Genomic DNA, 13,139 nt, shown 5'->3' on the forward strand with positions numbered 1-13,139 from the left:
CAAAAAATACATGGCTTAGCTTGGAAAAACTCATGTCAAAAACGGCTGATTCTTATAAAGCAGCTTTGAATATCAATCTCTGGATTTTTTTGTTTTTTATCACTTCCCTGAGAAATTTTGGGGTATATCAATGATCAAGTTCATCTTAGCAAATATTTTTTTATCTGTAAAGGCTTACAGGAAAAATATTTTTTTCAATCCCGTGAGTGTGATATCATAACTTTAAAGGATGAAACCTGCAGTAATTTAATTGATTTTTTTCCTCTTTCCCGTTTCTCCAGGATTTGAGAGGACAAAATAAGAAATATCTCTCCCTAAGTCTTGTATAATGAAAATTGATTAGAGACAAAAAAGAGATTGAAGTGACGCTTGCTTCTGACCTTCTACCACAAAGATCTTATTTGGCATCTAAGAATAAAGATGATGGAAACAGTCCATTGCTATGAATCTTTATTAAAGTGCCACACCACTTGCAATGATTCCATTTTGGGACACCGGGAGAAGTAACCTATGGGGGGTGGCGAAACCCTTGTGAAACGGTTAAATGAAAATATTGCCTTCATCTGTCAGAAAACCCCGTTTTTCCGGCTCATATCAAACTGAAAGGGTCCAAATACTTTGGAAGCGGGAAATGAATACCCAGGCATTGCTAAAGGATTTATCATAGATGACACAGTCATTTGAAGCTCGTAAGCAAACACCAAATATCCATACAAATATTTCAAAAACGTGGCAGTTAGCCGAAAGAAAAAACGTCATAAGTGGCGGTTGAAAAAGCTAAAAAGGTCACAGGCCGATAAATGATTTTCATTCAAGCACACAAGGAGAATTTAAACAATAAAACGGATTCAATTAGGATACTATACTTCCAAGAGGTGAAATACGATGACCTACGATTATTTGAGAAATTTACTTCGCCCTCGTTTGAAAAGTTTTACTGATACCGAAAAAATCATTGCAGAATATTTCATGCAACTTGGTAAGAAAGTTGTAAACAAAACCCTTTCCAATATTGCTGAGGATACTGGCGTCTCGGAATCTACAATTTTTAAATTTGTTAAAAAAATCGGATTCGACGGTTTTCAAGACTTTAAAATTACTGTTGCCTCAAACTTTCGTACAAACGAAGAACGCAGCCAAGAGATTGTTGTTTTTCCGGATATTTGTAAATCTGATTCTACGCATGTTATTGCACAAAAAATTATAAATTCAAATAAAGGGCTGTTAGAAAATTTACTTCAATCTTTGAAAGAGGAGCAACTAAATAAAGCATTGAGCTTAATTTATCCGGCAAAGTGCATTTACTTTTTTGGCCAGGGGGCCTCATCCGTCATTGCCCTTGATGCTTACCATAAATTCCTGCGAACCAAATATCATTGTAACTATGTTGCTGACTTACATATGCAGCTCAGTTATGCAACAAAATTAGGTCCCGATGATTGTGTGTTTCTATTTTCACATTCAGGAGAGACACTTGATACCATTGAAATAGCAAAAATTTCGAGGGAAAACCGGGCAAAAATTATTACATTAACGGGAAATTATGATTCGGAATTAGTCAAACTCTCGGATACTGCCTTTGTTGTTTATTCTGAGGAATCTGCTTTTCGATCGGAGTCACTAACTGCACGTATTCTTTATCTAACCATTATTGATATTTTATACGTATCTGTCATGTATTATGATGAAGAGGAAAATAAGAAGTCGCTTGAAAAGATACGGAAAGCGCTATATTTCACAAAAAAGAGTGGTGCACAAGAATGACAATTAAAGCGATTGTTTGTGATATGGATGGAACCCTGCTTACATCCGAAAATAACATATCACCGAAAACATTCCATAAGTTGATTGAACTGCAAAAGAAAGGGGTTAGGCTCATATTGGCCAGTGGCCGTAGCTATATCAGACTCCTTCCGGATGCCTTAAAACTGAATATGGATAAATATGATGGAATTTTGATAGACGTGAACGGCACTTCCATCTATCATGTTAAAACCCGTAAACGGACTCGAATAAGCGTTTTGGACGCTTCAAACATTAAAGAAATTAACGATTTCTTTTCTTTATTTAATGTTGAATTACAGTACAGCCAGGATGATACCATCTATACTTATTTGCCGGAATCCATTTATAATATCAAACGTAACATTCGAGCGGAAATGCGGCTTCCTGAAGATTACCCATGGACAGGTGGCATGTACAGCTGGCTATGTGATACCCGTGACGGATATCCAAATCAAATTTTGATCAGGGACTTGAAAGGCTCGCCTGATTTTTGCAATAAAATTTCTATTGTACAGGACCCTCTTTATATGGGGTTTGTCCGTCAAACATTAATGAACAATCCCTTTTATCACAAATATGAATTTGTTTTTTCAGATGAACGAAAAATGGAAGTTACAAACAAGGGAATTTCAAAAGGAAAAGCATTAGATATCATTATGAAGAAATACGGGATCCGTGATGATGAAATCATTGTATTTGGCGACAGTGAAAATGATATTTCTATGTTTAACAGAAAAAAATATTCCATAGCCATGGCAAATGCGCTTCCTAATGCAAAACAGTTTGCCAATTACCTTACTGACAGCCATAACCAGGAAGGAATTTTCAATATGCTGGCCCGTTTAGAAAAAGAAGGGCTATTTGAAGAAAATGGTTTTGGGCATTAACCTATTGAAAGTGAATAGCTTATGAGCTGGACCTCAACTATAAACAGTCAGAGATCGCCAAAAACAAAGGGACTTGGAAAAAATACATGCAAAAGGGGCCATACGATGCGCCCCTTGCTATTTTTGAAAAATCATTTTGATTGCTTTTTTTACAATTCAATGGCGTATTAGTTTTTTCTCCATCCATCTTGCTAAATATGAAATCCATTCTCCTGAAAAACAAGCTCTTCAGATTTTAAAAAACCATTATTGATTCAGCTTCCGATACCTGACCCGGACTGGGGAGGCGCTATCAGGGAGCTTCCCAATGGGGAAAAGGTACCTGTCATCAATACAGCGCAGCCCCGTTTATATCAATACTTTATTTGCTGGCATGAAATTTACCATTTAACGGAAGACAATTTGCCCGTTGTTTCACATGAAATTTCTACTGAATTTGATTTAACAGAACGCAAGGCGGACTATTTTGCGAGTCAAATGCTGATCAGTAAAGATTTGTATCCTTATTTTTATCCATTTAAAAGAAGAAAAATTTATTCATCGTGCGGCGATATGCATGGACTTATTCAAAGCCCCTTATAAAGCAATCCTTATCCAGCTGTATGAATCCGCAATAACGTATCAAAACACGACACTCCAGGAAGAAATCAAGGCAAATTTTGATCTTACTTTTAGCGTTACAGACTGGATCCGCTTATTTAAGGAGCTGTCTTTAAATGAAAATTTGGTCAAGCCGTCTTACACCGTAGACTTTGGGCTCCTTAAGTACCTGGCAGAAGAAAAAGAAAAGGAAAGACCGGATGACCGTGTGTATGAGGAGACAGGACAATACATTTTGGAGCTGGAGAAAAAATTTCTTGCCGTGAAGGGGAAACTCGAGCGTGGGAAACTATCATGATTTGTATGTGCAGCATTAAAGAGGAAAAAAGGCAACCATCTCCTTATTACGGGTAACAAACTGAATTTAATGAGAATCTGGAGAAGAGAAAAGGACATTCCCCGTATCGCTGTGCCACTCATGATACAGGGAATGTCCTACATTAATGATCATATAAGGATTAGTCTCATCGCTTCGCAATCAATGCCATATTTCAGAAATAGGGAGAAACGACAGGCACTGCTTCTTCCGTGTCCCCTTATGCCCCGGCAGTTTCCTCCGCGTTCCGGTTAATAACTTCAATGATGCCGGGGGGTCGTCCATATTGTCTTTAAAAATCCCAGCAATGCTGACGACGTTTTTGAACGGTTCCTGCCATCGCTGCCTCTTATTCGCACCGTAAAAATGTCCATTATAATCATGCAAGCCGGTACACGACAAATTTTTCGTATGGATTATGCTTGTATAAAAGCGTTAGCGGGACTTCGAGTTTTTTTTCAAATGGTGTATGGTCTTCAAGGAAGTAAATATAGTCCTGCGACGGATAATATAAAATAATGTCTGTTTCCCGGTATGCTTCTTCCACCGAGCGTAAAATATTTTGCACAACCTTCATAAAGATTTGAACGGAAAACGGATTAAAAAAGTAAAAACGGTTGTCGTCCGGCAGTATCTTATAATTTTCGGCAAGGCAGCATATAAACCGAATACGGGCGGGCTGGACCGGGAATTTTCTCTCATAGCGTTTCTTGTTTTCGAGGGCTTCCCGGTACAACCATTCATTCATTTCAATGCCGGTCACGGTTGCGCGAAACAAATGATGGATATAAAAATTGAGCCGCCCTTTGCCGCAACCGAAGTCTACCACATGGTCGCTTTTATCCAGTTCATAATGATCGAACAGTTCATCAAGCGCATGATAAGGCGTCGGCTCATAACGGTTGTAATGCAGTGATGCATTAAACCCTTTTTGCTCACCGGTTGTTTTGATATGCAAAATTCCGTCAAAGTAGGAATCGTTCATTGTTTCGCTCCTGTTTTTTCTTGATAAAAGACCGGCCCTGCTGTTTATAAAGGGGCAATTGCCTGTTCCAGCCCGTACGGTGACAAATCCAGTTCTGTTTTCCGGCCGAGCGCAATCCTTGCAAGCTCAGCGCCGAGAAAAGGGCCGGCCGTTAAACCGGATGCCCCGAGCCCGTTTGCGCAAAGTAGCCCATCATAACCGGGCCATGTGCCGATCACAGGCAAAAAACCCGGCGTGAACGGCCGGAATCCGACTTTCACATCAACAAGGGAAGCTTCAGCCAAACCCGGTGCAACCGGCAGCACTTTATTTAAAACTTCGTGGACCCCTCCGGCTGTTGTGTGCAAATCAAAAGCTTCCGTGTTTTCATGGGTGGCGCCGGCAATGATACGGCCGCCATCGAATGCCAGCAAATACTGATCATTCGGCGGCATGACGACCGGCCAGCTGCTTGTGTCCATACCTTGCAGTTTTAAATGGAGAATCTGCGCTTTTTGGTGGCTGACTTGAAAAGCCGCACTGAGCGGTTTGAACAAATCTTTTGCCCATGCACCCGCTGCCACAATTGTTTTGTCCGCATGCAGCGTGCGGCTTCCGACTTCAACCCCGATGACTTTTCTGCCTTCCACAAGCAGCCGGGCATTGCCATGAATGACTTTGGCTCCACGTTTGCAAGCAGCATTTAACAGGCAATTGCGCAATGCCTTCCCGTTTACGCGCGCGGCACCGCCGGCATAGACCGCACTGAACCCTTCGTCCAGAATCGGGAACATGGCATGCGTCTCGGCGGCAGACAGCCGTTTTACTTCCCCGATTTCAGGCGCATCTTCCCTTCGCTTTAACGCGCGTTCCTGCATTTTATCAAGCTTTTCTTCATCTGTATGTATGCTGAGGGCGCCAGTCCGTTTATAACCGGTTTCCGTCTCCCCGTCTTTTTCCAATTGGGCAATTAAATCAGGATAGTATTTTGCACCTGCTTTTGCGAGCCGGTACCAGTCTTTGTTGCGCCGCTGCGACAGCCACGGGCATATGATGCCGGCAGCCGCTTCCGTTGCCTGCCCGGGATCCGCCCGGTCAACCAGTGTAACAACTGCGCCTGCTTTTGCAAGATGGTATACAGCAGATGCCCCAAGCACCCCGCCGCCAATTACGATATATGATAGCATGAGTTACGCCTGCTTTCTGTAAAATAAGATTTACTGTGAACTACCCTCCACTTATCAACCTTACGGTTTGATTGAAGTGGGGGTTTATCTTGTTCAAGACCACTTCATCTTCCATACACAGCCCCGTTTTTTGCAATATTTTTCAATATTTAGGCACGTTCCTCGTTAAGATTTGCATACAAACGATACGCCAGCATTCGTTTTACATTCAGGGCATTTTCATTTTTCATATCCATGACGATGCCGGTTGCAAAAATCTGCGCCTGAAATACAGTAGGGGCCTGGTTCAGATCAATAAGATCCACATCCTTATTTAATCTATCTGCAAGTTCCTGGGCAAATAAAAAACATTCATAGGGTGCCAGTATACCGCCTTCTTTGTAAAAGCGATGTCAACATCACTATCCGGCCGGGCATATCTTTTGCATACGAACCGAACAATGATAAAATCCGGATCTATTTTTTCTTTTAAAAAAGCAATGATTTCCCTCCGCAAGTTCGGCGCCTCCCTGTACACGGTACTCATCCCTATTATACGAACAAACCGGCAAAAAAGCGAAAAATCCCCGTGCAAACAGGGATTTTCATTTTCGCTTACTTTATGATGTTTTGCCTGCACTTATTTCAACGACATATCCAGAACCATCCTGCCTTGTATTCTGCCTTCTTCCATTTCCTTAAAAACATCTCCAACTTCTTCCAGCCTGCGCGTTTGCACAACCGGGACGACTTTTCCTTCCGCACCGAACATAAAAGCTTCCTCAAGGTCTTTTCTTGTGCCAACCAAAGACCCGACGACTTCTATCCCGTCAAGGACTGTTTTCACAATTTCAAGATCCATTGTTTCCGGAGGGAGCCCGACAGCAACGACTTTTGACACCGGCCGTACGGAGTGGACAGCCTGGTTGAATGCCTGTTTCGAAACAGCCGTTACCACTGCAGCATGCGCGCCGCCAACTTCTTTCTGAATCCACTCAGCCGGATCGCCATCCGTTTTGGAATTAAAGGTGAGATCAGCACCGACTTCTTTTGCCAGTGAAAGTTTGTCGTCATTGATATCGACCGCAATGACTTTCGCATTAAATACATGTTTGGCGTACTGGACAGCAAGGTTCCCGAGGCCCCCTGCTCCATAAATGGCAATCCATTCGCCCGGCTTCACATCTGCGACTTTAATAGCTTTATAAGTGGTTACACCGGCACAAGTAATGCTTGTCGCCTGCCTTGGATCCAGCCCTTCCGGCACTTTTACGGCGTAATCCGCTTTGACAATGCATTGCTCTGCCATGGCCCCGTCGACACTGTAGCCTGCATTTTTCACATTACGGCAAAATGTTTCATTTCCCGTTAAACAGTATTCACAATGCCCGCAGCCTTCAAAAAACCAGGCAACGCTTACACGATCGCCCACTTTAAGAGAAGTGACACCATCCGCGACTTCCCTGACAATGCCGACCCCTTCATGGCCGAGAATGCGTCCCGGCACATCGCCAAAGTCGCCCTTTGCCACATGCAAATCCGTATGGCAGACACCGCAGTATTCGATATCCACCAAAGCTTCCCCGTACTCAAGCGGACGCAACTGCACATCTTTGACCTCTACCAGCTTTTGCTTATCAGAACTGACGACTGCTGCTCTCATGCGGATCCCTCCCGGAAAACTAGTTTGATACTTTGCAATCTTCATTTTTATTATAATGGCCTCTCTCTGGGCGATCAAGATTTTTTTGGAAAATTTTTCGGTTTTTCCACCCCGTATATGTCTGGCTTACCTTCTTTGAAACAGGGTATAAAAATAAAAACCTCTCTGCCATACTGCGATGAGAAAATAGGTGAGTACGCATGAATATGGAAAAGCTGAGTAAAGTGACCCCAGGTATTTATAAAATTGAAGAAAATTATGTTGGCGAAGCCATGAAGAACCTTCAGGAAAACCAATTGATCATTCAAGGCGATATTTTTTGGCACAGCCATGTAACAAAGAAAGTGAAACTGATGAAGCGTGCCAGTTATTTAGTCGGATACAATCCGTTCATGAAAATGGATTACGACTATTTAATAGAATTAAAAAGTTTGCTGGAAATTTTGCTTGAAGACAAAGATCCTGACCTCGTCCATTGCACAATTAAAAATGCCAGATGGATTACAAAAGATTATATATACACGATCACGGATAACAAAATCAACATTGAAGTGAACCTGGCTTAACTTTTTAGGGCAGGGCCTTTGTGAAGGCTTTTACAAAGCAGGGGGCCCGGAGCCTCTGGGCCCCGGCGCCGAAATCCAGATCATGAAAGGAGCGCAGGCAAAGACAAGGCTTTAATTTAAACTTACTTGAATGAACAGACAGGCTTGGCGGTTTAACCCCCGGGCCTGTTTTTATGATTTAAAGTGAAATAGGCATTGGTTTTTAAACCACTAAAACAAAAAATTTATCATTTTTTCAAGCTGTTTTAGAGGCAGACAAAAAAACATCCAAATTGCCAAACGGTATCAGCGGTTTATGAGATTGGTGGTATAAGAACTGCACCTATATTCGGGTAAACCCGGACCAGCTTTTGCCGGTTACACACGCCAAATTTTTTACAAAGCGGTGAATGTCTGCAAAAAAACATGAAAGCGGAAACAAAAGGGCGTATACTTAGATCAACATATTGGAGGTGTTGATGATGGCAAAATTAAAAGGAAAAACTGCCCTTATTACCGGCGGATCGCGGGGCCTTGGGGCGGCAATGGCCGTTACGTTTGCAGAAGAGGGCGCAGAGAATTTGATTCTGGGTGATGTGCTGCAGGAAGAATCCAATCAGACTGCCGGAAAGATTAAAGAACAATTCAGAACTAATGTCCTTCCGGTTCAGCTTGATGTAAGTTCGGAAGAAGATTGGGCGAAGGTTATGGAAACAATCCGGAGAACTTACGGAAAGCTTGACATTCTCGTCAATAATGCCGGCATCAATAAGCGGGCCAAGTTTGCCGATTGTGAGCTTGAAGATTGGAACCGGGTCGTTGCCGTTAACCAAACGGGCGTCTTTTTAGGCATGAAGCACGCCTGCCAGCTGTTAAAAGAGCAGCAGCAAAGCGCAATTGTGAACGTGTCCTCGATTGCCGGCCTGACCGGTTATTTTGCCGTGCCTTACACTGCAAGCAAATGGGCAATCCGGGGGATGACAAAAGCTGCCGCAATGGAATTCAGCGATTGGGGCATCCGCGTTAACTCCGTCCATCCGGGATTTGTTTATACGCCGCTGACGCAAGCTGCAAGCAAAATGGTGGATGCTTTCAATGAAATCACAGCCCTGGAGCGTCCGGGCGAACCTGAAGAGATCGCCAAAGCCGTTGCCTTCCTGGCTTCTGACGACGCTTCCTACATCACCGGCGCCGAACTGGCAGTGGACGGTGGAATGACAGCAGGCGGCGGTCCAAGACATATTGTAAAAAATTTAAACTTACTTTAACCAAAACACACAGGCTTGGCGGTTTAACCCCCGGGCCTGGTTTCAGGATACAAAGTGAAACAGGGTTGGGCTTTTTAAACCACAGAAACAAAAAATTTATCATTTTGACGAACCTCGAGGATGATGTTTTCATGTGTGCGTCGTAAACGAATTCATCCCCTTTTTTGCATAGAGAACTTTTATGTTGCCTTCTGAATCCTGACTCCCAGCTCATCCATCACATTATACGGAATTTTTACAGGCCCTGCCCCGGCCGCTTCAAGTGCAGGAGCAAAACCTGTATTGACTTTCAGCTTCCCGGCCTTTTCTGCCAGATTTCCGGTCTTGGCAATTTTCGCCGTTGTGCCCAGTTTGCTGAGGCCTTTGTCGCCAAGAAGAGAAATTCCAATAGAAGCAAGCCCGTAGGTGAAGAACTCAGTCCGGCTTTTGGCATCGCCGTGGATGACATCCCGTTCAAAAGCTTTTTGGACAGCAAGCCCCATATACTTTGCCATATCGACCGATTTATGTGCCGTGCTTTTCAAGGTTGCAATTGGGGAGGATAAGCGCTTGTTTCCATCATTTCCGAGTGCAGCATAAGTATCTTGATCTAAAACGGACTTTCCTAATGATACAAGACCAGTGTAAATTTCACCGACGGTCTTTCCGGCGCCGTCATAAAATCCATTCCAAACGTCAACCAGCAGCGGGTCGTCCGGATTTTCTGAACCGGGGATGGCCTCTTTTGGGATTTCATTGACCAGTTCATAATAGGGCTGCTTGCTCGCGGGCTTGCGGTATTCCATCACCATGGCTCCGTCTTCATAGAAATGGAACTTAACGGACAAATGGCCTTCAAAGTCCTTGCCGTCTACGGTTTGAACCGGTTTTACGCCGGCTTTCTGAATGAGCCCGCCTTCCAAACTGCGGTAGGCTTCGGTTGTGACAAACTGTTTCGGGTTGTAAGTGGCAATATCAAACGAACCGTCACCCGCCATCGATTCCATTTGCCGGACAAACTTCACCATTGCGTCGATGTCCTGGTCTAAAGCTTCGAGGGAGCGGGTGGCTTTTGTATCAAAGTCATACAGCTGTTCCAGCGTCCTGGTTGCTTTTTTCCGCGCTTTTTGGATTGGATACAGTTTTTCATCAATGTCCAGTTTGGGCAGTGCAACAAGATCCGGAACTTCCTGTATTGCAGTATTGGCGTCTTCCAGCAAGTGTCCAACGGTATTTTCCAGCTTTTTCAGTGCGGGGATGACGCTGTCCTGGATAAAAGCTTCTTGAATATAGCCGTTCGGATCGGGCTCGAGAGTTGATAAGTCTTTAAGAATCTCGTTCAGCTGCCCGTTGTACCCGGCTAAAAATGACTGCAGGTATATGAGAAACGGCTGGTGAAAATCCCGGAAGTAGCCGCGTATGGCATTCCCGGCCTTTCCTTTAAACGCATCTTCCATATTTACAAAAGAGTCGATTGCCTGCTGGAGGCCCGTGATTTGTTCAGCCTTCTCCTTCAGAGCCCTTTGCGTGTCCGTGACCGCTTGTTCAAATGCTTGGACATCAAGAATTTTCATTGCTTCACCTGCTCATCGCCCGGCCTTCGAAACCTTTTTCCAATTGTTCATCATATTCTTTCATGGCATGGACGGCTTTTTTAGCTGCAGCCTCATTTTTTAATGTGACGGCCTGATATGCAGTGAACAGGTTCTCCAGTTTTTGGTTCAAATAAGCAAGCTGCTGAAGGGAAGGTAAAGGATACGAACCCCTGCCATCCATTGAAATGTCCAAATTTTGGGCTTGTGAGCGAATCTTTGCAAGCGACTTTTCAACTGATTCGAACTGGATTTTGACTTCCATCTTCACACCTCTTTTTTGCGCATTTTTACAATTTCGGCTTGGATGGCTTTTTCAATCTGGATGTTTTGAGTGATGAGCTTGCTGATTTTCTCGTCCAGCAGTTGCAGGGCTGAATTGATTTGCTTTTCCGTTGCGTTATAGCTTTCAAGCAGTTCGTTTTTTCGGACTGCCTGGAACTGCTTCGCGAGTTGCCCCTCCCATGTTGAGGCGGACAGGGCGGGCTGGAGAGAGCGCTTTTCTTTCTCCGCCAGTGCGTGCTTTGATTCCAGCAATGCCTGTTTGCTTTTTTTCAGACGTTCCAATTCTTCCTGGTTTTGTGAGAGTTGAAGATTCATTAACGGAATGATACTCATGTTTACCCCCGGATTTCGTAATATTTTGGTTTTATTATCCAGCGAAGCGGAAACGTTGTCAATTTGGTGAACGGCGGCACATAGGTAAATGGAAGGGGGAGATGACAGAAAAACACAGAAATATGCACTTATTTGAAAGCCAATCTGACTCTTTTTCCATAAAATTTTCCAAATAACGGCAATAAAATAGGCCATTCGATGCAGATTTTAGAATGGCCATTTTGCAATCTTTCATTGTGGCACACAAAAGTTTACAGGGGGACTAGATCTTGCATAACTCGGCATAAAAGCATCACCTCTTTTTTCTCCAAAATTAAATGTTAAAATAGAAGAAAAAAATAAATGGTGTGGTTCAATTCACCTGAAGGCTTAACGAATCTCTCTTATCATATACGACACATGAAGGATTTGATAGGTTTTCTATTCGATCTGTATCCAATAGAAGGTTTCTCGGGCAATTTCTGGTTTGGTTTGGATGGAAGGAAGGAAAACGGCAAAACTAAAGGAGAAAGATAAAGAATGATACATATTCTATTTGGTGCCTCCGCTTCAGGCAGCTTGAAACATGCATTAAGAAAAATGGGGCTTGACAAGAAGGATAAGGTCATCTCCTTTTCGGATATATTTTCCATTGGCCCCATTTACAAGTTAAATAAGGAAATCGGAGTTAAGTCCAGATTTAAGTGGATGGAAAAGTGCATGAGTGATGAATTTGATGAACTTCCAGATTATCTCAAAGAATTTAAAAGATCACTCAATCAGATCATCTCAGTAGCTGAAGGGGAACATGTAACAATTTGGGCCGCTGATAATGCACACGAACAAGCAGGATTGCGATTTGCTGTATATCTTTTAAAAGATAAAAATATTGATATAACCGTTATAAATACGTCAAAAGAGTATGAAAAGCGATTTCCGGTAAAAAAGGTCAAATATACATTGCTTCATTCAGGCGAAATGATCCCTGAAAAATTCCAACACTTATATGAACATGGAACTGGAAATCTGTTAACGGACCATGATAGAATAAGTTTGAAAAAAGAATGGCTTAATCTTGCAGAAACCCGGGAGACTTTACGGATTTGGCAGAATGGAAGAATATTTGGCGTTTCAGAAGACTATTTCGATGAATTTATTACAGGCAAAGTAAAAAAACTGCATGGTACAGGAAAGGAAAGAGCATTTATAAAATCAGCCCGGGTCATTGGTGAGGTAATTGGGCATTTAGACCAATACGTGGGGGATTCATTTCTCGAATATCGCGTAAGAAAGCTAATTGAAGCTGGCGTATTTGAATCGAAAGGCCGACTTGAAGCGATGCGCTTTTACAGCATAAGACTTAAATGCTGACATTATGGTTGCAAAGTATAAATGATTGCTTCCTGGAATAGAAATGCAGAATCATAACATAAAAATGTTCTCCATGGTCTTGCACGAAAACTGCAGCGAGAACCGGATTCTAAATAGGCAGTGATTACCAGCAACAGAGGAAGCAGCAGATCTTTTTCCCTCTTTTCAACTAATGATTCCATGAAACAGTACATTTATTTCATTGCCCCTTCCCCGGTTTTTCCGGGGAAGGGCCTTCAGTATACCCAACTTTTGTGAATTAACGCGGCAGCCTTGCCCGCCTGTCCGGAATCGGGTCCAATGCCCCTTCTGCGCAATTTTGATACCAATACGCAACGGTTGACACGTCATCTTCCCTTTCAAATAGGTGAATATCATCATTTCCTATTTGCTGTAATGTTACTTT

The 13,139-nt window shown here is 43.0% G+C and carries 13 protein-coding genes; 6 read left to right on the top strand and 7 right to left on the bottom strand.

What is annotated here, in order from left to right; genetic code table 11:
- Positions 1-885: 885 nt before the first annotated feature.
- The 3 genes from NSQ19_RS13450 (at position 886) to NSQ19_RS13460 (ending at position 3,570) form a co-directional block, all read left to right on the top strand.
- A complete protein-coding gene (locus NSQ19_RS13450) occupies positions 886-1,764 on the top strand; it encodes a MurR/RpiR family transcriptional regulator (protein ID WP_340703022.1) in 879 nt (292 codons plus the stop codon).
- A complete protein-coding gene (locus NSQ19_RS13455) occupies positions 1,761-2,672 on the top strand; it encodes an HAD family hydrolase (protein WP_340703023.1) in 912 nt (303 codons plus the stop codon). The genes NSQ19_RS13450 and NSQ19_RS13455 overlap by 4 nt, the downstream gene beginning before the upstream one ends.
- Before the next feature lie 556 nt (positions 2,673-3,228).
- Positions 3,229-3,570, top strand: a complete 342-nt coding sequence (locus NSQ19_RS13460) for a hypothetical protein (RefSeq protein WP_340703024.1) — start codon at positions 3,229-3,231, stop codon at positions 3,568-3,570.
- 397 nt (positions 3,571-3,967) lie between these two features.
- Here the strand turns inward: NSQ19_RS13460 and NSQ19_RS13465 are convergent, their stop codons facing one another.
- The 4 genes from NSQ19_RS13465 to adhP all read right to left on the bottom strand — a co-directional run bounded on the left by NSQ19_RS13465 (position 3,968) and on the right by adhP (position 7,381).
- Positions 3,968-4,573 (bottom strand): class I SAM-dependent methyltransferase, encoded by a 606-nt coding sequence (locus NSQ19_RS13465; RefSeq protein ID WP_019721595.1) that lies wholly within the window; start codon positions 4,571-4,573, stop codon positions 3,968-3,970.
- Between the two features lie 44 nt (positions 4,574-4,617).
- Positions 4,618-5,739 carry an NAD(P)/FAD-dependent oxidoreductase gene (locus NSQ19_RS13470; RefSeq protein ID WP_013860563.1) on the bottom strand — a complete coding sequence of 374 codons (1,122 nt, stop codon included), beginning with the start codon at positions 5,737-5,739 and terminating at the stop codon, positions 4,618-4,620.
- Positions 5,740-5,888: 149 nt separating this feature from the next.
- Positions 5,889-6,044 carry a hypothetical protein gene (locus NSQ19_RS13475; RefSeq protein WP_340703025.1) on the bottom strand — a complete coding sequence of 52 codons (156 nt, stop codon included), beginning with the start codon at positions 6,042-6,044 and terminating at the stop codon, positions 5,889-5,891.
- A 314-nt stretch (positions 6,045-6,358) separates the two neighbouring features.
- Complete coding sequence (gene adhP / locus NSQ19_RS13480) at positions 6,359-7,381, bottom strand: alcohol dehydrogenase AdhP (protein WP_061566663.1); 1,023 nt, start codon at positions 7,379-7,381, stop codon at positions 6,359-6,361.
- 200 nt (positions 7,382-7,581) lie between these two features.
- Here adhP and NSQ19_RS13485 point away from each other — a divergent pair, with 200 nt between their 5' ends.
- Together NSQ19_RS13485 and NSQ19_RS13490 are read left to right on the top strand one after the other, a co-directional pair.
- A complete protein-coding gene (locus tag NSQ19_RS13485; protein ID WP_061566662.1) occupies positions 7,582-7,947 on the top strand; it encodes a hypothetical protein in 366 nt (121 codons plus the stop codon).
- A gap of 461 nt (positions 7,948-8,408) precedes the next feature.
- The gene (locus NSQ19_RS13490; protein ID WP_340703026.1) at positions 8,409-9,194 is read left to right on the top strand and encodes an SDR family NAD(P)-dependent oxidoreductase; all 786 of its coding nucleotides are present in this window, start codon (positions 8,409-8,411) and stop codon (positions 9,192-9,194) included.
- Between the two features lie 179 nt (positions 9,195-9,373).
- Here NSQ19_RS13490 and NSQ19_RS13495 read toward each other — a convergent pair whose 3' ends face one another.
- The 3 genes from NSQ19_RS13495 to NSQ19_RS13505 are packed head-to-tail and all read right to left on the bottom strand — an operon-like array spanning position 9,374 to position 11,383.
- A complete protein-coding gene (locus NSQ19_RS13495; RefSeq protein WP_340703027.1) occupies positions 9,374-10,747 on the bottom strand; it encodes an LXG domain-containing protein in 1,374 nt (457 codons plus the stop codon).
- A 4-nt stretch (positions 10,748-10,751) separates the two neighbouring features.
- Entirely contained in the window at positions 10,752-11,030 is a 279-nt protein-coding gene (locus NSQ19_RS13500) for a DUF5344 family protein (RefSeq protein ID WP_328192551.1), read from the bottom strand.
- A gap of 2 nt (positions 11,031-11,032) precedes the next feature.
- Positions 11,033-11,383 (bottom strand): YwqH-like family protein, encoded by a 351-nt coding sequence (locus NSQ19_RS13505; protein WP_328013694.1) that lies wholly within the window; start codon positions 11,381-11,383, stop codon positions 11,033-11,035.
- Between the two features lie 519 nt (positions 11,384-11,902).
- On the opposite strand from NSQ19_RS13505, the gene NSQ19_RS13510 reads away from it, so the two are divergent.
- Positions 11,903-12,733 (top strand): DUF1835 domain-containing protein, encoded by an 831-nt coding sequence (locus tag NSQ19_RS13510; protein WP_340703028.1) that lies wholly within the window; start codon positions 11,903-11,905, stop codon positions 12,731-12,733.
- Positions 12,734-13,139 lie beyond the last annotated feature (406 nt).

Source organism: Weizmannia sp. FSL W8-1119, assembly GCF_038008605.1.
Classification (GTDB): Bacteria; Bacillota; Bacilli; order Bacillales; family Bacillaceae_C; genus Weizmannia; species Weizmannia coagulans.